The 19,596-nt window shown below is 32.7% G+C and carries 22 protein-coding genes and 5 pseudogenes; 25 read left to right on the plus strand and 2 right to left on the minus strand.

All coding sequences use genetic code 11. The features are described 5' to 3' along the window. The first annotated feature begins 398 nt into the window (after positions 1–398). From BLV40_RS29155 to BLV40_RS08690, 21 genes and pseudogenes are all read left to right on the plus strand, one after another. Positions 399–911, plus strand: coding sequence for a hypothetical protein (locus BLV40_RS29155; RefSeq protein ID WP_244525363.1), 513 nt, complete (start codon positions 399–401; stop codon positions 909–911). Positions 912–929: 18 nt separating this feature from the next. After that, a complete protein-coding gene (locus BLV40_RS08605; protein WP_090688993.1) occupies positions 930–1,289 on the plus strand; it encodes a hypothetical protein in 360 nt (119 codons plus the stop codon). Then, entirely contained in the window at positions 1,282–1,839 is a 558-nt protein-coding gene (locus BLV40_RS08610) for an RNA 2'-phosphotransferase (RefSeq protein ID WP_090688996.1), read from the plus strand. The genes BLV40_RS08605 and BLV40_RS08610 overlap by 8 nt, the downstream gene beginning before the upstream one ends. 423 nt (positions 1,840–2,262) lie before the next feature. Next, complete coding sequence (locus BLV40_RS29160) at positions 2,263–2,763, plus strand: hypothetical protein (protein WP_244525364.1); 501 nt, start codon at positions 2,263–2,265, stop codon at positions 2,761–2,763. After that, complete coding sequence (locus BLV40_RS29165) at positions 2,724–2,972, plus strand: HNH endonuclease (RefSeq protein WP_244525365.1); 249 nt, start codon at positions 2,724–2,726, stop codon at positions 2,970–2,972. Before BLV40_RS29160 ends, BLV40_RS29165 begins: the two co-directional genes overlap by 40 nt. A gap of 192 nt (positions 2,973–3,164) precedes the next feature. Beyond that, a complete protein-coding gene (locus tag BLV40_RS08620) occupies positions 3,165–3,605 on the plus strand; it encodes an SMI1/KNR4 family protein (RefSeq protein WP_090688999.1) in 441 nt (146 codons plus the stop codon). Positions 3,606–3,623: 18 nt separating this feature from the next. After that, positions 3,624–4,079: an SMI1/KNR4 family protein gene (locus BLV40_RS08625; RefSeq protein WP_090689001.1), complete on the plus strand. Its 456-nt coding sequence runs from the start codon at positions 3,624–3,626 to the stop codon at positions 4,077–4,079. 758 nt (positions 4,080–4,837) lie between these two features. Further along, a pseudogene (locus BLV40_RS08630) lies at positions 4,838–5,415 on the plus strand (HNH endonuclease). A 17-nt stretch (positions 5,416–5,432) separates the two neighbouring features. Then, positions 5,433–5,900, plus strand: coding sequence for a DUF6985 domain-containing protein (locus tag BLV40_RS08635; protein ID WP_090689005.1), 468 nt, complete (start codon positions 5,433–5,435; stop codon positions 5,898–5,900). Positions 5,901–6,113: 213 nt separating this feature from the next. After that, positions 6,114–6,257: a hypothetical protein gene (locus BLV40_RS28835; RefSeq protein ID WP_211482107.1), complete on the plus strand. Its 144-nt coding sequence runs from the start codon at positions 6,114–6,116 to the stop codon at positions 6,255–6,257. Positions 6,258–6,275: 18 nt separating this feature from the next. After that, positions 6,276–6,631 (plus strand): annotated as a pseudogene (locus BLV40_RS29735) (hypothetical protein). 333 nt (positions 6,632–6,964) lie between these two features. Next, the gene (locus BLV40_RS29175; RefSeq protein ID WP_090689008.1) at positions 6,965–7,153 is read left to right on the plus strand and encodes a hypothetical protein; all 189 of its coding nucleotides are present in this window, start codon (positions 6,965–6,967) and stop codon (positions 7,151–7,153) included. Between the two features lie 56 nt (positions 7,154–7,209). After that, a complete protein-coding gene (locus tag BLV40_RS29180; protein WP_244525367.1) occupies positions 7,210–7,530 on the plus strand; it encodes a hypothetical protein in 321 nt (106 codons plus the stop codon). A 17-nt stretch (positions 7,531–7,547) separates the two neighbouring features. Continuing rightward, positions 7,548–8,522: a hypothetical protein gene (locus BLV40_RS08655; RefSeq protein ID WP_090689013.1), complete on the plus strand. Its 975-nt coding sequence runs from the start codon at positions 7,548–7,550 to the stop codon at positions 8,520–8,522. 16 nt (positions 8,523–8,538) lie between these two features. Then, positions 8,539–8,994 (plus strand): DUF6630 family protein, encoded by a 456-nt coding sequence (locus tag BLV40_RS08660; RefSeq protein ID WP_026593067.1) that lies wholly within the window; start codon positions 8,539–8,541, stop codon positions 8,992–8,994. Between the two features lie 788 nt (positions 8,995–9,782). Next, positions 9,783–10,451, plus strand: a pseudogene (locus BLV40_RS29185) (deaminase domain-containing protein); the annotation flags it as partial. 11 nt (positions 10,452–10,462) lie between these two features. After that, a complete protein-coding gene (locus BLV40_RS08670) occupies positions 10,463–10,834 on the plus strand; it encodes an Imm3 family immunity protein (protein ID WP_090689016.1) in 372 nt (123 codons plus the stop codon). Between the two features lie 159 nt (positions 10,835–10,993). Continuing rightward, on the plus strand, positions 10,994–11,212 hold the full coding sequence (locus BLV40_RS08675; protein WP_090689019.1) for an alpha/beta-type small acid-soluble spore protein: 219 nt from the start codon (positions 10,994–10,996) through the stop codon (positions 11,210–11,212). Between the two features lie 673 nt (positions 11,213–11,885). Beyond that, positions 11,886–12,044: a hypothetical protein gene (locus BLV40_RS28840; protein ID WP_176527722.1), complete on the plus strand. Its 159-nt coding sequence runs from the start codon at positions 11,886–11,888 to the stop codon at positions 12,042–12,044. Positions 12,045–12,429: 385 nt separating this feature from the next. Further along, a complete protein-coding gene (murF, locus tag BLV40_RS08685; RefSeq protein WP_090689025.1) occupies positions 12,430–13,560 on the plus strand; it encodes a UDP-N-acetylmuramoyl-tripeptide--D-alanyl-D-alanine ligase in 1,131 nt (376 codons plus the stop codon). A gap of 357 nt (positions 13,561–13,917) precedes the next feature. After that, a complete protein-coding gene (locus BLV40_RS08690; protein WP_090689028.1) occupies positions 13,918–14,277 on the plus strand; it encodes a hypothetical protein in 360 nt (119 codons plus the stop codon). A gap of 622 nt (positions 14,278–14,899) precedes the next feature. Here BLV40_RS08690 and BLV40_RS08695 read toward each other — a convergent pair. Both BLV40_RS08695 and tnpA read right to left on the minus strand, forming a co-directional pair. Beyond that, positions 14,900–15,285: pseudogene (locus BLV40_RS08695) on the minus strand (transposase); the annotation flags it as partial. Positions 15,286–15,296: 11 nt separating this feature from the next. Further along, positions 15,297–15,695, minus strand: coding sequence for an IS200/IS605 family transposase (gene tnpA, locus BLV40_RS08700; RefSeq protein WP_026593063.1), 399 nt, complete (start codon positions 15,693–15,695; stop codon positions 15,297–15,299). A gap of 235 nt (positions 15,696–15,930) precedes the next feature. On the opposite strand from tnpA, the gene BLV40_RS08705 reads away from it, so the two are divergent. From BLV40_RS08705 to BLV40_RS08715, 4 genes and pseudogenes are all read left to right on the plus strand, one after another. Further along, a complete protein-coding gene (locus tag BLV40_RS08705) occupies positions 15,931–16,398 on the plus strand; it encodes a GNAT family N-acetyltransferase (RefSeq protein ID WP_090689031.1) in 468 nt (155 codons plus the stop codon). A gap of 165 nt (positions 16,399–16,563) precedes the next feature. Beyond that, positions 16,564–16,833 (plus strand): annotated as a pseudogene (locus tag BLV40_RS29190) (amidase); the annotation flags it as partial. Positions 16,834–16,903: 70 nt separating this feature from the next. Then, a complete protein-coding gene (locus BLV40_RS08710) occupies positions 16,904–18,121 on the plus strand; it encodes a MerR family transcriptional regulator (RefSeq protein WP_090689035.1) in 1,218 nt (405 codons plus the stop codon). A 118-nt stretch (positions 18,122–18,239) separates the two neighbouring features. Further along, positions 18,240–19,535 carry an MFS transporter gene (locus BLV40_RS08715; protein ID WP_090689039.1) on the plus strand — a complete coding sequence of 432 codons (1,296 nt, stop codon included), beginning with the start codon at positions 18,240–18,242 and terminating at the stop codon, positions 19,533–19,535. The last annotated feature ends 61 nt before the right edge of the window (positions 19,536–19,596 follow it).

The raw sequence follows: 19,596 nt of genomic DNA on the forward strand, positions 1-19,596 counted from the left end.
TGTTAGGAAAGCTATGAAATATTATCAAAAGCCTTATCAAATAGTTGGAGTTTTAGTGTATATGGTAGTGTCAGAGCAGTTACAGGAAAAGACCCTAGCACTGGAAAAGAGCTATCGACAAAAGAAAGACTCATTGCGGCAGGTTGTACGCTTTTGGACATTATTCCGGTTGGAAAAGCCCTTCTTGATGGAGCGAAGAAAGTATTAAGTAAAGCTACATGAAGGCATATCTTTCTTGGCATCAAAAGCAAAAGGGCTAAGTAATAAAATAGGGGACCTGTGGAATAAAGGAAAAACAAAAGTTAAAAACGATTTTATAGAAGCAGATAAGGCATTCCGTTATGCGATGAAAAAATGGGAAAGTATGTGCCGAAATTTAGTGGAGGCCCTATCCTGTAATGGAAGGTGCAGGCAAGATTCCTAATGGAGGAAAGAACCTGTTGAAAGATGCTTATCAGTATATGAAGGATACTGGTGAGAAGATTTTTGGTAGTGGTGAGAAGGATGTTGTTAAGGGAGCTAGCGGACTTAATAGTATTGTTAAGAATGTTAATCCTTCAGAAATTAGATGCAGTCAAACTTCTGTAAATGGTTCAGAAGAGATTATCGCTAGTATGAAAGTTAATGGCTGGAAAGGAGACCCGATTGATGTTGTTAGAATGACAGATGGAAATCTTACGACTATTGATAATACTAGGGTTGCTGCGGCTAGAGAAGCTGGAATAGAAGTTCAAGCAACGATTAGAAATTATAATGATCCACTTCCAGCAAACATGGTTGATAGACTTACAACCCAAAAAGGTGTTCCTAAAACATGGGGAGAAGCATTAGATTTAAGAATTCAAAAACAAAAGTCAAGTTTTAGAAATAACAATCCAATGGGATCATATGACTTAGAAAAAATGAAATAGAAAGAAGTGATGACTACCATGAAAACTTTTTATATTGATGAATCTATTTATAAATATCCTGAATCTTATGAAAAGTTAATTGAGTTAAACTTAGTTGACTTTGATGTATGGTATTTAATTGAATCAGGACAAGCTACTAGAAGATACTATGATTTGAAGGAAAGATATCCTAATCGAAGTTTGATTCCTTTCGCTAGAAGAGATGATAGTGATGATATTGCTTGTTTTGAAATTGGTAAAGGAAGCAAGGTTCAACTTATTCACGATTTTACTTCTGAAGGTTTTGAACAAAGAAAAGAATTTAGTGATTTTTGGGAGTGGGTTGAAGTTGCTATGAAAGAAATGATTGATTATAATCGGAGTGAAGAAATTGAATGAAGAAAAATTCTATACAAATTTGAGCAAAGAAATTTCATACGCTCTACGTCATGCACCATGGGAATATGAATTAGAGTTAGACGAAAATGGTTGGGTATCTGTAGACCAGTTACTACATGCACTGCATCAATCAATTAAATGGAAAGGTGTAAGTGTAGAGGATTTAAAGACGATGATAGATAAATCAGAGAAAAAAAGACATAAGATAGAAGGAAATAAAATCTGTGCGATGTATGGACATTCTATTCCTATGAAAATAGTAAAAGAAGAAGCTATACCGCCTAGATTTCTTTATCATGGAACTTCTTCTCAATTTATAAATTCTATTGAATTGAATGGGTTATCTCCCATGTCTCGGCAGTATGTTCATCTTTCCGAGGATGTTGAAACTGCAAACTTGGTAGGAAAAAGGAAAGATAATCATCCTGTTATTCTGGTAGTAGATACTGAAAAAGCTAGAGAGAAAGATATTAAGTTTTACTTAGGAAATGAAAAAGTTTGGTTAGCAGACAGAATTCCTAGTGAATTTATCAAAATTTACAAGAATTGATTTAGCCTATTTTGCTAGATTCTGGGGATGAAGAAAGTAATTTTTAGAAGAGTAAGATAAATCGTTAAAGCAAACGGTGAACATGTTAAGCTGAAAGTGTTTGAGGAACCAGCCAAGGTGTGAGCTATTTGGTGAGTTTCTCAATCACCGGTAAGAAAACATATCCACTTTATAACGTTATTTAATGAAGCTTTTGTCTATACGATCTGAACTGGAAGATGTAACTGGTCTTCCAGTTTTTTATTGAACTAAAAAAATAGATATAATTAAAAAGAAATATAAGATAGTTAGAAAAATGATGAAAATTTGTTTAGAAGTTTTAAATAGCAAATAATTTTTCACATGTAAACACCAATATCAGGGGATATACAGGTAAAAGAACCCGCCACCAAAGAAAGACTCATTGCGGCAGGCTGTAGGCTTTTGGACATTATTCCGGTTGGAAAAGCCCTTCTTGATGTAGCGAAGAAAGTACCAAGTAAAGTAAAAGAAGGTGTATCTTTCGTTGCTTCTAAAACGAAAAGTCTTGCTGATAAAGTAGGAGACCTGTGGAATAAAGGAAAAACGAAAGTTAAAAACGATTTTCTAGAAGCAGATAAAGCATTCCGTTATGTTATGAAAAAATTGGGAGAGTATGTGCCGAAATTTGGTGGAGGCCCTACTCCTGTAATGGAAGGTGCAGGCAAGATTCCTAGTGGAGGAAAGAACCTGCTGAAAGATGCGTATCAGTATGTGAAGGAGACTAGGGAGAAGGTTTTTGGTAAGGGTACGGGTAAACTTTCAAAAACGGATTTTGATAGGGAAGTAGATAAAGCAATGGAAGGGGCTGGACGAAATCAACCAGAGTATAATAGAAAGCCCATCCAACCAAGAGACTATAAAAAATGGAAATTAATGAAGATGGAACGACAACTTATACCGTAGTTTCTAAAAGTAACGGTAAAGAATACAAAGTTACGTATGACAAAAATGGACATCCGATATTTAATGCTCAATTCGATACAACGTTTCCTGAATCAAAATATTTATCCAGTGATTCAGAACAATTTACTTTCTGTAATAAAGACCTGTTCGATAAGGCGATGAAGGATCCTAAGTTAAAATCAAAATTTACAGAGGAAGAGTTAGAGTGATTCAAGGAAGGTAAAAAAGCCAAGTAACTTATACATGGCATCATCAAGATATAGGTAAAATGCAATTAGCGACTACTTTGAGCATGAAGCAGCGAAACATACTGTAGGTAGAGCATATTGGGGTGGAGGAAAGAATGGAAGAAGCGGTAAAATAAAGAGAGACATAGCAAATCGAATTAGGGAGTTGTTTTCATGAGAAGAATAAAATGGGAGCGTACACATGACCCTATTACTGAGCAGATAATTTCAGAAGTTGAAGAGAAGTTTAATGTGATTTTTCCTCAAGATTACAAAAATTGTGTAATGAAATATAACGGTAGTCATCCAGTACCGAATATATTCTTCTTTGAAGATGGAGGAGAAGGAGTTTTTGATTGCCTACTAAGTTACACGAATGAATATATTAGCATAACAGTTACTTATGATATTATCTCGCCATACATCCCAAAGGGAATAATACCCTTTGCTACGGATCCATTCGGTAATAAAATATGTTTTGATTTTAGAAATGATAAACACTCACCAACAATAGTTTTTTATGATAGCGATGAGTGTGATGAACAAGCAATTGAATATATTTGCAGTACTTTTACAAATTTAATAGATTCGTTGCATTTTAGTGAAAACGAATGAGTCGGAGGTCGATGAATTATGAATCTTAATTTTGAATATACTTTCAAACAAATTAAAGCCGAAGATATAGAAATCTTTGAAAGACTTAATGGATTAGAACTACCAGAGGGCTATAAGAGTTTCTTATTAAGAGATAATGGTGGTAAATCTAATAGAAGAAGATTTACTACGAAAGATGATGTAGTTACGTCATCAATTATGATGTTCTTTCCACTATCAGAGGAAACAGAAAATAATCTACAAAATTATTTGAATTATTATATTAAGGGAAATAAATTGCCTTCTAGACTTATTCCAATAGGAAAAGATCCAGCTGATAACATTATATGTATGTCAATCCAAGGTAGCGATATAGGTAGTGTTTATCACTGTCATACCTATCAGATAAAAAATGAAGAGGAATTAGAAGCAAAGTTTATTAGGGAAATAGCTTCTAGCTTTACGGAATTTATTAATAAACTTTCTGAGAAATAGAATTGTATTGTCAGAGGGCGAATTTCTAAAATACCGACATTAGGTACCCTTGGTTGAGTAGGTAGAAAAAGAACAGTGACGGATTGTACAATCCATTATTTGAATCAAAGTTAAACAACATTATTGGTATCGAATGAACCCATCACTCAACCAATAACACATATAACCTCTTTGTAAAGTACAGAAAAAATAGACCGGATTTACATCATGACAACAAGAACATACAATCAGCAAATCAAACTCTTTATAATTTGATAAATACGCTTGCTAAGCTTTCAAAGGCTTATTCCAACTGAACGATGAGGAGGAATGAGCTTTTTTTCATGGCTAAAAACAAAGGAGGAAAATTTGACTGTTACAATGGAATACAACAAAATGACCAATCATGGGAAACAACTAAGTATGGCATATGACATGAACTTATGAATAGCGGAAAAAACCCACAAGTTCACGTGGATTCCAACAGGTTACAAGGGGGATAATAGGAAATGAAAAACATTGAAAGAGAACTATAGTTTTATAAGTGCGCTCAGTGTTGAATTGTTATTACTGTTTTAATAGATTGTAATGGTGATAGTAGAGAAACAATTGTAAAAAAGAGCAGAATAACAACAAACCTCGGATTATTAGTAAAAAGATGAGATAGAGAAACTATTTTTCATTCAAGTTTAGTATAATCATTGCGAGACAGCAAAAATATTATGCTCGACTGTATGAGACTAGCAAGCCTAAAAGTAGAAAAATACGGAAATGAAAAAATGTATCAGCTCGGCGGAAAAATGGCCGAGGGTGCAGATGACGTAATAGCTACCTTCAAAGGTGTTGAAGTAGCTGGAGACGGTACAGTGATAGGGAAGCAAGTTGGCCCAGGGAAAATTACTGAGTGGGTTAATAAGCATCATGCAGGTAGCAGTAACAAAATCAATGATGAGATTCAGGGGATTGAGGCTTCGCTTGCTAAGGGTACGGGTAATAGAGATGCTGATATTCCACCTGTAGCAAAAGCGCAAATTGAGATTGAATACATGTTAGCAAGACCGGTAAGAACGGAACAAAAGCTAGAACTATTAATTTTAAACAAGCAGATCAAAAGTTGGCTGAACAACTTAACAATTCACCAGAGTTGGTAAGCAAGTTTGGAATGACTTCTGGGAAAATTAAAGCAGGAGACATTGCAGATTATCGAGAAGAATACAGGTTTACGTGGCATGAATTAAATGATGTGAAGACTATCCAACTTGTACCATCAGAAATAAATGGCAAATTTGGGCATCTTGGCGGCGTAGGAGAGATAAATGCAGGAGCGTTTAAGTTAGGAGGATTTGTCAATAAATAGAAAGGGGGAAATTCAAAATGAAAATAAATGATACAGTTTTTGGTGAGCTTGAATATGATTATGTCTGGAGTAGAGATACTACCCTTGAGTTTTGTGGAAAAGAAGCCGATATTGCTTTGATGATAGATGGTGAAGAAGATGGAGAATTTAGTGAAAAACAGTATGCTTCGTATAATTCTTTAATACAAAATTGGGGACATCTTCAACAAAGTATTTTGCAACCAATTCTATATTATTACAAACAAAAACGACATGAGCTTGGGTATGATGTTTCATATAATGAAAATTATCCTTTAATTGAAACGATTGATCAACTTCTTGAAAAGATCAGGCTTGTGGGGATTTATGTCCTATCTGCTAGACGCTTTGAAGGCAGATATATTGGACTAACATTTGACTGTACATGGGACATGGAAAATGGGGTAGGCATTCGTCTAATAAATGAAGAAGTAGCTAGGGTAGGATACCAAGACGCTGCAATTTAAATATCACTATTACACATAAAAGATTAGTTCGTTTTGGAAGTTAACGGAAAAAAACAGTAGAGATAAATACTAGAAATCTCTGCTATTTTTTTATATGCAAACGGAAAAATTAATCTTGAAGGTTATTTCTATCGTACATACTATTTAATTGATTTAAAAATGCAATTTGTTTCAATATATGGAAAATACAAGATATATCAGCTTGGCGGAAAAATGGCCGAGGGTGGGAGCCGTGTATTACCTTCCTTTAAGGGGTATGAACCAGCTGGAAACGATATATTAGTAGTGGTTCAGCGTAGGTCAGTAAGCATCATACATAAAAGAACTGTTCATCTAAATTATTTAGAAGAATTTTAATGGAAAGGAGAATAATAGATGAGTAAAATAGCAATTAAAATAAGCCCTAATGGTCCATCTAATAAATATGCAGTATCCTTAAGGAAGTATACTGGTTTAGGAGTTACAGAAATAAAAAATAAAATTGAAAACAAAGATTTTTTTGCCGAAACGGATGCGAATGATATTGATGATATGGAGAATTTAAAAGGGTTAGTTGATAATTTGTTGAAGTTAGGTGCAGAGTAAAAATATTTGCCAGTGATGAATATGGCGAAGGGATTTTTAATTATCAAGAAATTTCTTACGACGAATTTATTAATAATATTGACCGATTAAAAGAAATTATGGGAGAATTACAGGATTATGATGATGCTTTGTCTAACGAAGTTTAATTTAAAAAAATTAAATGCTATGAATTGGGTTTAATAATTATTATTGTGAAAATATATGTTAGGAGCTTGTGTTAGTAAAGTAACATAAGCGGGTGATAAAGCTCATGGTTCTAAAACTGAAAATACAAAAGCACATAAGACAAATGAATGAAAAAGAATGTATTTTTGAGGTGGAAAGAAAAAGAAGTAGTTTAATAAGGTTTTACATGGTTTGCTTTTTTATTGTGAGGGTTTAAGATTACAACATAGGGTACGAGTAAAGGTGGCCCTGGCAGTAATATTTCAGACAGTATCTCAAAAGAAATTAAAAAGTTAGATAAAGAAATAAATAGATTGAAAAAAGAGGAAAATGACAAAGAAGTCAAAAGATTAACGAGAGAAAGAAATAAATTGGACAACAAGTTGGATACGAAAGATGTTATTAGTCATCATTATGACTTGGAGGTTGCAAAGGAGTATGAAGGAAAATCTATAATTCTAAATATTTCTCTTATGATAAAGGTGATTTTGGGGAAGAAGTGACAAAAATCTTAGCTAAACAAAATAATTTAGGTAAAGACGTTTCCGATCTATTCCAGGTGGGGAGAAACGGCATAGATGCAGCGTTTCTATCGGAAGGGCCGCCGCCAAAGTTAACGATTATTGAATCGAAGGCATCAGATTCCGCTAGTTTTAGTTACTCGGATAAACAGAAAGAGGGCGGAGATACGTACTTCCAAAGCATGGTTAACAGCGATGATCCTAGGTATGCCAGTTTTAAAGGCAACTTAGAGGAACTGATGGAGGAGAATCCTGGTCTACAATTCGATTTTATTAGAGTTGAAACAGATATCAAGATCACTGATATTGGATTCGGTGTTGATGAGTTACAGGTAAAGGAATGGAAGGAAATAGATTAATTCATAGGGAGGATACAATGATAAACCAAAAAAAGTTAGAAATGGCTTTTAAAAGATATAGCAAAAATTTTGTGGATGGAATCAAATTTGAAGATGTGAAAGATAAATATAATGTCAGTAGAAGAAAGATTGAGAAAATCGTTGAGCAAAATGAAACAGAGAAAGATCACATACTATTAATAAATCTAAGCAAAATTTCCTCATATCACTTGTCATTATGGAAAAACGATGTATTGATCAGCGGTGGAAACAATGCAGAAGGATTAAAGAACATGCAGAAGGTCTTATTTTACCAGTGCATGGGACAGGATCTCTATACAAGCAGGTATCCAGGGATGATCTTGGGATATACGTTTAGAGAAGTCGTCCTCACATTAGTTCATTTTGCAATGTATGGATGGGAGAAAGAAGAAAATATATTATATGATTTTATGACTCATCACTTCGGTGAACATTTAATAGATGCCAATGAAAAGGATAGACATATTTGGTTTTTGCTAGAGCTGTACTTGCAGTATAGAAATAAAACCATCATGGGAACGAATAAAAAATTGCATCTAGCCGTGATAAATAAGTTTAAGGAAGCTGAACTGCGATGCGGCTCAATCCCTGAAGACCTGAACATTTATGATGAAGTGCTGGGACGTTGGTCGACTGGTGATTTAGAAGAAATAGAACATCTAATTTCAATAATGTCACAGTATCATTCTGCATTAGCTTCTGAAATCGGACAGTTCGGTGAATTTGGTGATTTCAGATACGGATTTTATCCTTTTGAAATCTTATTCTTGATCCATGTAAGGAAACAACTAGGGTTGCCAGTACCTACTCAATTCGATAATTTTCTGATGAATACTCCAGAAGCGAAAATGGTATTTGGAGAACGTGAGCCATACCCTGAGTGGGATCCCGTACTTCAGATGATCGATCAATTTTATCGTAAAAACTACCCAGAATATATTCCTAACAAGCATGGAGAATTATTTCAATAAAAGGGAGGAAGCTAACATGCCTGATCAAGGGATAGCGCAGATTATATTTCCTGATAGCAAGGATTTAGAAACGTTTTTGAAAGAGCAAGGAAGTTATGACTTACATGAAGACCTATTAAAATATGGATTGACGACGAAACAGTTTTTATACGTTGACTATAAAGGTGAGCAATACCAAGAAATTGTCAATTTTATTCTTGATTACGAATTTGCCCACCAAATTGAATTAGCAACACAAGAAGAACTCGAGAAACTAGAAGCATTTAATTATGAATTTTTACCTGAAAAGATCAAGGAGGCCAACAAAATACTGTCACCAAAGGGGTATGGACTATTTTCATATCCAAATTCGGGCGACTTCTTCGCACTATTCATTGTAAAAATAGAGAATATAACAAAATTGCTGCAAGAAGAAGTGCTGCTCGATGATAGAATCCCTTTTCAAGAAAGGTGTATCAAGTATTATAGATAGACCTAAGATTGTACGTCTTTAACCTTGACTCCGGTCAAGGTTTCCTTATAAGTTATTATCAAGATTGCATAGCTATCTAGAATGTGCTATTTTTGGCCATGTACAATTGTAAAAAACCAATGTGTTACGGTGATCGTTCATGTTCTTGCAAATTTATTTAAAACTTTTCGCATGAACATTAGTCAAAATAATAAAGATGTTTTGAATTTGGAAGGCTTGATACTAGAAATAGAAAAATAAGTTGAGAAATGTGCCTATTTTGTGGGTTACCTAAACACTGGCAAAGGTATATGCTCAATAAAGGAAGTCAATAGCGACGTTAGGAGAACGTAGTGGCTATTGACTTTTTTATTTTTACAACTGGGCTAGAAAGAAAAGTGTGAGAATTAGGCGAGATGATATTTTATTGAAAAGACATGGAATGGACTTAAAACCAATGAATTCGTACAAGCTTGTAAGTTTTAACGTAGTAGTTGTCATGGCATAAAGGTGTCATACTGTTACAATAAAACTTACAAATTTAATGCTACTTAAAAACAGATGAACTTAAAGCACTTCATTATCTATTAGATAACGAGTGCTTTTTTGCGTTTAAGCATAGCATTTAAAGGGTTCATTACAATTTTATAAATGCACCAAGTGTTAAATTTTTATAGTAATTTTTATGGCTTGTAACAGCTATGTACAGTGTATGACGGCCGTAGAGCAGAATTGTAAACAGGATTAAAATAATAATTAACCTAGGAGTATAAGCAAAAAGATGAAGTGAAGAAACTACTTTTCATTTAAATATAGTACAATCATTGCGAGACGGCAAAAATATTACCTTTGACTGCGTGAAACTAGCAGGCCTAAAAGTGGAGAAATACGGAAATGACAAAATGTATCAGTACGGCGGAAAAATGGCCGAGGGTGCAGATGACGTAACAGCTACCTTCAAAGGTGTTCAAGTAGCTAGAAACGGTGCATTGGCAACAAAGCAAGGCAAGGGTTACTGAGTGGATTAATACGCGCCATGCAGAGAGTACTAAGTTTATGGATGGTAAGATTCATGGGTTTGAGGCTTCGCTTGCTAAGGGTACCGGTAAAGTATATCCTGCAAGATAAATTGATCCAGTAGCAGAAGCGCATATAATAGATAGAGTGAAAGAGCTAAGAGGGAAATTAACTAGTGGATATAAAAAGTCTGGGAACTTTTCTTTAGCAGAAGTAGATGTAAGGGGGTAGCCGATAAGAATGGAATTGAGTACCCAAGAGATTCAGATACTGAGTATAAAATTCTAAATGATATAGCTAACAGACTTGGAAACAATACTGAGGCAAAAGGAAAAATAAAGTTATTTACAGAATTAGGTACTTGCGATAGTTGTAGTAGGGTGGTGGGGTTTTCTGGAAAATATAAAAATATAGAATTAGAGGTTATCCATAATAACGGAAACAGACTAAAACGTCTATAAGAGGGGTATAAATGGAAGATTGGGAATATAATGAATTGATTGAGGCTGTTAAAGAAGTGTATGATAATATGTTAAATGAAGATAGAGGATATAAATATGCTACTGCAAGAACATTTTATGAATTTGAAACCGTTTGCAATGAGGGTGAAACAGAAAATTTACTAGTACACTTAGCCATTGGAGAGATAATAGTGACGCATCCAAAAGTTTTTGTGGGTGTGGTTGATACAATAAAAAAAGAGCTAGGAAGCATTGATAGGAAGGAATTAGAGAAGGAATTGGTATCTGAAGAGGTTGAGGATCTTTTGACCAGAATAAGTAATGTCAATCATAAACTTAAAAACGTAATACAGGACTATGATTCTAATGCTGATAATTATTAATAAATAGAGTTAGTATTATTAATAGAATGTTGAAAGGGAATATGTAAAGAGAGAAATGCATTCATGTAGTTTCAATCGTGTTTAATAAAATGATTTCCTTTTATGTATAAATATCATAATTAAGCACATGTTATATACAAATATAATGGAGGTGTAATTATGAATATTCAAAGGCATGATAATAACTATAATGAAATTCTAATTTCTGGTGCTACAAGTGCAATCGAGCAGATGAAATATGAAATTGCTCATGAATTAGGAGTTACACTGGGTCCAGAGACATCTGCACGTGCTAATGGTTCCGTTGGTGGGGAAATTACAAAGCGTCTTGTTCGAATGGGTGAAGAACAATTAATGGGACAATATAGATTACATTAAAATGGTACATATCCAATTAAAAAGAGTATCCTTTACTTCGTTAATGGATACTTTTTTCTTTATTTTTACATTAAATTCAAAAATATAACATCCAGTCCGGAAATTGAATGCGTAGATTTATTTGTGTGGAACTTTAAATCTACGAATAATACCATAGGTATCTAAATGATTAAAATTCATCTATGAGAAAAATGAGCGGTTTGGTGTGCTGTTATTCGTGTGTAGGTTTAATTTAGAGCCAAAAGGTAAATTTGTCATAAAATTTTTCATTTATCTATTTATCAATTAAGAAAGAATATAGTGAATTTGAAAATATTTCAATTTTATCTACAATAATTATAAGGGTGATCGGATTAGTTGATGGATTGTGAAATTTATTTGTGTGACTTTAGCTCAAAATCAAATTTATGAACTGTAACGCAACGATTATCTTCAGATAAAAGATTAATTACCAAGTGCGAATAAACACAATATGAAACTATTTCTATTTATATAGATTAAAGCCTAATAAAAAGATAATAAAAGTGCATCATCTTTTTGCAGGAGTAGTAGACTAGGAGTCTTGCGCAGAATTAATAAACTATAGTAATAGTAACTTGTATGATTTCTTTTACTTCATTTAAAAATGTTTTTTATAGAAGCAGATAAGAAAATCCGACATGCAATTTAAACATTGCTAGAATATAAGTGGATTCCTAGAGGGCATGCCTTTTCGGCAGCAGGTGTAGGTAAAATCGGAGGATCACATTCTCTGAAAGATGCGTATCAATATACGAAAGAGAATGTGGAGAGTTTTTTTGTAACAGTAAGAAGAATGTTGGTAGGGAAGTAAGTGGTGCTGGTGATAGTGTAAGAAAAACTAGTTTTGTTTTTAGTAATTTATATAAGGTGGATCTTTTTTACCCAATATATTTTTCAGAAGGGTTAACGGTAACATAGAGGTAGCATGGAATAATGAATCGACGTATTCTACGGAAGGAATCACTTATATTCATCCTATTGGAATTGAATATATCAATTGAAATGTTTAATCATACTGTTAATTGTTTTATTGAGAATTTCCTGGATAATCTTCTACTTAATTTTAGACACAAAAATGATGCCGAATTCGTTTGCAAAAAAGTAAAGAACATAATTAAATAGTTGTTTTAAAACTTTGAATTCGCTTAAATATGGATGGAACTTTTAAAGGGTTTATTGACCAAATTAGATAAGAGGTGATCAGCAATGGAGATACGTTGATAGCTTTGCAACACTTAGCACGTTTTTACAGAAAGCAACTGTCTGTTGATGTAATTGGTGTTACAGGAAGTAACGGAAAGACAACAACAAAAGATTTAATTAACTCTGTACTCGGTACAACTTACAAGGTTCATAAAACACAAGGAAATTTGAATAGCCAAATCGGTTTACCGTTAACAATTCTAGAGATTGAAGAGGATTGTGAAATAGTAGTATTAGAAATGGGGATGAGTGAACATGGGCAAATTCAACGTTTGTCAGAAATTGCTGAGCCAAATTTAGCTGTTATCACAATGATTGGACAATCGCACATACAAACATTAGGTTTAAGAGAAGCAATTGCAGATGCAAAGCTGGAAATAGTAATGAACTTAAAGGAACAAGGGCTACTTATCTACAATGGGGATGAACCACTTTTAAAAGAAAGAATTCACACATTGCCTAATGCTAATCACATTGAATTTATTAGATTTGGTGAATCTTCTTCAAATGACATTTATCCTGTGTCCATGAAAGAACATTCAACAGGGATTGATTTTACATTAAACGATGAAGTAATTTATTTCATACCTCTCCATGGAAAACATAATGTTTACAACGCTATAATTGCTATAAAAGTCGGTCAGCAATTCAATTTAGATCAACAAAGCATTAAAAAGGGGTTAAAACAAGTAGAAATAACAGAAATGCGTTTTCAAATGTTAAAAGGAAAATCAGGAACTACGATTATTAATGACGCTTGGAATGCTAGTCCTTCTTCCGTTAAGGCAGCAATAGAAACATTTGAACAACTTGTAGGATATAAGAAGAAAATTATTGTGTTAGGTGACATGTTGGAGTTAGGTCAAGAAGAAGAAAAGTATCACCGGGATATTGGTCAAATACTAAATCCAAATACAATAGATTATATTTTTACAATTGGGGAACGCGCAAAAATGATTGTACAAGAAGCAAAATTTAGATATACAAAAGGAAAAGTAAAAGCATTTCTTACAAAAGAAGAAGCTATTACAGAAATTCTCTCTGTATGTAATCCGGAAGATGCAGTCCTAGTAAAAGGCTCAAGAGGAATGGCATTAGAAGAAGTAGTCCAAGAATTAATATGACATTTCAATCTCAATAAATTATCTCCGTTAACTGTTGGTTTTGAATAAAGTTTGATTCAAAGTATGCAAAAATGTTGTTTTTATTAAAGAAGAACTCTTCATATTTTGAAAAAAGATTGGTCAAAAATAGATTCATTGTTGTGAATTAGTGTACAAATATTATAAAAAAGGTTGACCAATTTTTTTATAAAACTTACTACAACAATATATGAATATCTTTGACTGTTTTTGTAATTTATTGTAAAATAATATACATGGAAGGTATTTTAGGGGAAATATGGAAAGAGTATGCCTTTCAGCTTTTAAAGGGCTAAAGCATATCCTTTTTGTTATTTAAAGGGGGAGAAAGAAAAAAGTATGAAGGATTTAAAAAGAAAAAGTATTTATGTTTTATTAATAGTTATAGCAATTATGGGGTTAAGTGCTTGTGGTAAAGATCCATCAGACGATTTGCAATCTAAAAAGTGGAATGTCGTTGCTACCAATGGCGAATCATATACAGCAGAATTCGCTAAAAATACGGTTTCTTTCAAGATAGGAGCTTTCACAAGAGGGTTTACATATAAAATTAACAAAGATGAAATTAGTTTAGAAGAAGATGGGAAAGAGCCAATTGTATTTGAAGTTAAAAAAGATGGTGATGAATATAAATTTAAGGCAACAACTCCAGCTATTAAAAAGAAATTTGGAGATGTGACGTTATCACCAAGTAAATAGTAAATGAAAAGTCGAGAAAAAACTCTGTAATAATTTTACAGAGTTTTTTGTTTGGAATTATTTAAGTAATTTTTACGGTGATACATATTAGTAATATTGTTGGTTGGAAATAAAGTTTGATTAAAAATATTTACTCCCACCCTTACTCTACGGAATATAAAAAGAATCTAATTTGAAAAAAGATTAATCAAAATAGATTCTTTTCCAGTAGATTTAAGATTGGTTTTTATAAAAATGTTTGATTAAAATTACACATATTAACCTCACCATATATTTTATTTCTTTTCTTAATAAAAATATCCCCATAGATAAGTAAATCCAAAGGAATAAAACGGTGCATCTTTTTTATAAACAGTTAATCTTTTTTCAAAACGGTTAAACTTTGAAATAAACGATTAAACTTTATTTTAAATCCACATTAACGGAAGGAAAAAGAACAAGAGGTGTTTTCTTTTATGAAAACACCTCCGTAGTCTAATACTTTTTTCTATAGTCTAAAACATTTGTTCAATCAAATAGTAAGTGTTTTAAAAGATAAAAAACAACTGTTTACGGTATAAAAATAGTGCTATTACCAAGAGGGATTTTTTAATCCCCCTTAGGATAGCACTACACTACATTTGATATGACCATTCAGCAACATAATATTTCCGTTGACCCTATTCGTTGTATAAGATTTTCTATCCTTTTTACTTTTGAACGTTGGGAAGTCATTTTGACCACGAAAGAAATTTTATAAGCAGTTTGCAAGTTTAATTGAGCATTTGCTAATGCTAATGAATCCACTTCCTTCAACCATTCAAACCCTTCTTTGTACTTTGCAGGAGTAGGGAATTTTTGCTTTCTTAGTTCTTCCTTATTCCCTTTGTGTTTCTCATACACTTCTTTTCGTTCAGCTAACATCTTATTATATACAAATCGCACACACCCAAAAGTTTTACGAATAAGATGCGCTTGTTGTTCTGTTGGATACAAACGAAATTTATATGCTTTATTATGTGTTGTCATATCATTTCACCTCACTTTTCCCCTTGCTTTTCGATATACTTTTTTACTATTTCTATTGGTGAACCACTAGTAGTGAGTAAGCAAAAACTTCTTGACCAAAACATCTCTTTCCGAAGTTTCTTTTTCACTTGTGGAAAGTCTCTCTTGATGAGTCGAGAACTAGCACTTTTATACGCATTGATGAACTTTGTTATTTCTGTATTAGGATGTGCTTTGAATAAAATATGGACATGGTCATTGTCATGATTCCACTCAACTAAAGTTATGTTATAGCTTTCTGAGAGCCTTATAAACATATCTTTTGCATAGTTAGACATATTATCATCAAATACATTTCTTCTATATTTCACAACTAATATAAGATGATAATAAAGCGAGAATACTGAATGATTATTACTATCTAAATCCATTGATATACCAGCCTTTATACTTTATAAGACTGATTATATCGGAGTAAAAATAAAAAGAATAGCAAATACTTTTTGGCTATCGCCCTGCACACGCTTGAGGAAGGAGAATTCTTTCGGATAAAGCGTTAAATTTAATAAAAGAGATCACTTTAGATATACTGCCAAATTATTTTACTTATACTAATATTTGGGGTAGAGTTATTCAACAAACGGGGAGAATAAATGGGAGGGCATTATGGAATTATTTGAATATGAAGAACGATTTAAAAAACAAGTAGAAAGCTATGAATTATCTGAGGAACAGTTACAATTTACAGGTACACCAAAAAAATGTGTAGAATTATCAAAAGCTGATACTGACAGACATTCTATATTATTTGTTGCAAATAATGAGCTTGTAACATTTTTCGTGCTTCATGAAAATGCAGGTGTAAATCCTTACTCTAAAAATCCAAAAGCTATGTTATTACGAGCGTTTTCAACGGATTATTATTATCAAGGAAAGGGATATGCCAAACAATCATTATTGTTACTACCTGACTTTGTACGCAAAGAATATCCATATATTAATGAAATTGTATTAGCGGTAAATGTGAAAAACATTACTGCACAGTTATTATATAAAAAATGTGGTTTTATTGATGAAGGTGTACGAAAAATAGGGAAAAAAGGCGAACTTATTATTATGAGATATTATTTATAAGAGAGATATTGTGAAAGATTCGACAACCGAATTAAACAGTGTAGTTTAGTGTTTTCTAAATAAACTACACTTATTATAAAATATTTATAGACTAAAAGGTGCTTTTTGTGTAAGAGTCGAGTAACTCCCAAATATACAATAAAAGTTGATTTTGGAGTTACTTGACGTTTACTTTATTACTCACAAAATGAAAGAATAGATTTTGAGCTTCAAACATATAACCTAGATTCCATTTTATTCCTGGCATATGTAGAGTCTACTCTTTCTGCAGAAGCAGGTTATCCATCAATTGCTTTACCAGCAGGATATATGGAAAACGAGCGTCTATTTGGTATTACTTTTGCTGGGACGGCATTTAGTGAGAGAACTTTAATGAAGATTGGTTATGCCTTTGAGCAAACAATAAAATTTCGGAAACCTCCTAGTTTAATATAGAAAGTATAGTTGTTTTTGATGTAAGAAAAGCAGAACTGATGAATAAAAAATATGTATGGGTAGTGGTAAAGTGAAGATTGGTAAATTTGGAGAGGTCAATAAATTAAGTATTAATACAATTAGGCATTATATGGACTTAGGATTGATTGTACCTGAAAAGAAGGGAGGGCATTATTTTTTTGATGAGAGTTGTCAAAACGATTTAGAGATTATTTTGGAATTTAAAGGGATGGGATTTAGTTTAAACGAAATTAAACAATTTTTTCTATATAAAAATTTTGGTAAATTCACGGATTATGAAAATGATACGTACTATCAATCTTTGTTTATGGATAAATATAAGCAGGTTGAGCAGGAAATAAATAATTTAGTAGAAATAAAGGACAATTTAAAGGCGAAATTAGATGAAATATTAGCGGAATCTAAAGGTCCAAGCTTAATGATGGGAATTGATTTAAAAGTACTTGATTTGCTGAAATGTTTAAGGTGTAGCGAAAAACTTATTCTTCAAGATGGGATCATTCATAGAAATCAGATTATGGAAGGAAAGTTAATTTGCGATTGTGGTGAAGAATATCTTGTTGAATCAGGTATTTTAAAAATTGGTAATGCATTTCAAGCAACTTCTGGCCCCCATCTTGAAGAATTTGTTCTTGAATATATACATGAAACTGATCCAGCTTATTTGGAAAATATGAAAAAAGTTGGAGAATGGTCAATGAGGAAACTAGGTCAATTAGACTCAAATAATAAAGTATTGCTTGAGTTAGGATCCGGAGTTGGTTTTTTTCTGCGAAATGTTTTTCGGGAATTACCGGAAAATTGCTTGTATATTGCTGTTGATCGCAACTTAGAGCGGCATCGATTTTTAAAAGGTGTATTAGAGAGAACAGGTTTAAATAGAAACATGCTCTTTATTTGCGCTGATTTTTTACATATACCTATACAGGATCAATCTGTCGATGTCGTGATTGATCATTCAGGTACTAGTAATTACAGCTTCGAACATGAGGAGTTTTTGCTTCGCGAAGTGGATTTTCTATTTAAGCCTAATTGTTACATATTGGGATCATATATTGCTTTTAAAAATTTTAGCACCAAAAGCAAAATCGAAGCTAGATTTAGAGATAACTTTATAGCTAGAAAAATTAGGGGAAACATCACTGATTTAAAGTATATTCCTCTTGAGGAAAGGACTTCTGAATATATTGATCGAGGTGGAAAGTACGAAAATTTCTTTGTGCAGGGGGAAGAAATTTATTCATATTCATTTTTGGGAAAAAGATAGGGTTAACCCTATCTTTTTTCATTTTTTCCTAAAAATTTATGGATTACACCTATTGATATTGGGTTCACCCGGCAGCTTAACATTTGTTGTATAAAAAGTTAAGTGAGGTGGAGGATTAATGGAAGCACTACAAATGAGTGTAAGTAATGAAAAGAACAAAAAAGAAATGAAAAACCTATTTCTCTATTCTACAGGAAAAACTATCTCGATATTTGGTACGGCTATTTATAACTTTGCGCTAGGATTATACGTTTTAAAGCAGACGGGCTCGGCGTTAAGCTTTGCAGTTACTCTTATACTAGGAATTATTCCGATGGTTATCATCAATCCGTTTGCTGGGGTGATTGCGGATAAGATCAATAAAAAGACATTAGTTATTTGTATGGATCTTCTTAGCGGAATCTTGTTGGTTTCCGTTTATATATTATGTATGAAATATGAATTGAATTTACTTATCATTTACGTCACTACGTTCCTGTTGACGGTGTTTACTACTTTCTTTGGAATAGGTTTAGAAGCTGCGAAGCCAAACATTGTATCTGAAAAAATGTTGATGAATATTAATTCCATTAGTAAAATAATCGACTCAATCTCTTTAATTATGGGACCTATGTTAGGCGGAATTGTTTTTGCAATCTTTGATATGAGAACTTTTATTATCATAAATGGAGTTTCTTTTCTCTTTTCTGGATTATCGATGATGTTTATTCATTTCAAGCTTTTCAATCATCAATTAAATGAAGATCATTTAATTGGGAAAATTCATTTGATTAGAGATATGAAGGATGGATTTAACTATATATTTGAAAGAAAGAGTATTAAAAGCATGTTTATGCTCTTAATATTAATTAATTTTTTTCTCGGCTTTGCTGTGACTGTTCCACTACCGTATATGATTAATACAGTTCTAAAGTTTGGAGCAAAGGAGTTTGGTATGATCCAAGGAGCCTTTCCACTGGGGATAATTATAGGAGCTTTATTAGTAAAGAAAATCACAGAAAGAATTTCCTATTCCATTCTTTTAAAATATATAAGCATCGCTTTATCGATTCTTATGATTTTATTAGGAGTTCCAGTTATGCTGAAAAGCTTACAACTGAACTCCATCGTTTTTACCTGTTATTTCATTGCTGTCTTGTTCTTGTTTGGGTTATTCATAGCGCTAATTGATATCCCTCTCGCTTATTTTATGCAAAAAGAGATTCCAGATGAATATAGAGGTAGAGTCCTAAGCATTGGCATTAGTATCGCGAAAATCATGCTTCCTATAGCGATGATTTCATCAGGAGCTCTATTAAATATCGTCCCTTCTTATGTCATGCCTATTGCAGGAGGAGTGTTATTCCTTCTATTAAATATGCGTTTAGCGAATAAGGTAAACTTTGAACTAACTTCAAAAAATATAAGTATTTAATTTGCTATAACGCCGGATTATTGTGTAATAAAAGTAGTGTTATAGTTGAAAAAATCCCCTT

Source organism: Bacillus sp. 166amftsu (assembly GCF_900107445.1).
GTDB lineage: Bacteria > Bacillota > Bacilli > Bacillales > Bacillaceae_G > Bacillus_A > Bacillus_A arachidis.

Bases quoted from the DNA above. Each gene is read 5' to 3' on its own strand.
- BLV40_RS29155 (WP_244525363.1), top strand. From the start codon at position 399: ATGGAAGGTGCAGGCAAGATTCCTAATGGAGGAAAGAACCTGTTGAAA.
- BLV40_RS08605 (WP_090688993.1), top strand. From the start codon at position 930: ATGAAAACTTTTTATATTGATGAATCTATTTATAAATATCCTGAATCT.
- BLV40_RS29165 (WP_244525365.1), top strand. From the start codon at position 2,724: ATGGAAATTAATGAAGATGGAACGACAACTTATACCGTAGTTTCTAAA.
- BLV40_RS08620 (WP_090688999.1), top strand. From the start codon at position 3,165: ATGAGAAGAATAAAATGGGAGCGTACACATGACCCTATTACTGAGCAG.
- BLV40_RS08625 (WP_090689001.1), top strand. From the start codon at position 3,624: ATGAATCTTAATTTTGAATATACTTTCAAACAAATTAAAGCCGAAGAT.
- BLV40_RS08635 (WP_090689005.1), top strand. From the start codon at position 5,433: ATGAAAATAAATGATACAGTTTTTGGTGAGCTTGAATATGATTATGTC.
- BLV40_RS28835 (WP_211482107.1), top strand. From the start codon at position 6,114: ATGGCCGAGGGTGGGAGCCGTGTATTACCTTCCTTTAAGGGGTATGAA.
- BLV40_RS08655 (WP_090689013.1), top strand. From the start codon at position 7,548: ATGATAAACCAAAAAAAGTTAGAAATGGCTTTTAAAAGATATAGCAAA.
- BLV40_RS08660 (WP_026593067.1), top strand. From the start codon at position 8,539: ATGCCTGATCAAGGGATAGCGCAGATTATATTTCCTGATAGCAAGGAT.
- BLV40_RS08670 (WP_090689016.1), top strand. From the start codon at position 10,463: ATGGAAGATTGGGAATATAATGAATTGATTGAGGCTGTTAAAGAAGTG.
- BLV40_RS08675 (WP_090689019.1), top strand. From the start codon at position 10,994: ATGAATATTCAAAGGCATGATAATAACTATAATGAAATTCTAATTTCT.
- BLV40_RS08690 (WP_090689028.1), top strand. From the start codon at position 13,918: ATGAAGGATTTAAAAAGAAAAAGTATTTATGTTTTATTAATAGTTATA.
- tnpA (WP_026593063.1), bottom strand. From the start codon at position 15,695: ATGGATTTAGATAGTAATAATCATTCAGTATTCTCGCTTTATTATCAT.
- BLV40_RS08705 (WP_090689031.1), top strand. From the start codon at position 15,931: ATGGAATTATTTGAATATGAAGAACGATTTAAAAAACAAGTAGAAAGC.
- BLV40_RS08715 (WP_090689039.1), top strand. From the start codon at position 18,240: ATGGAAGCACTACAAATGAGTGTAAGTAATGAAAAGAACAAAAAAGAA.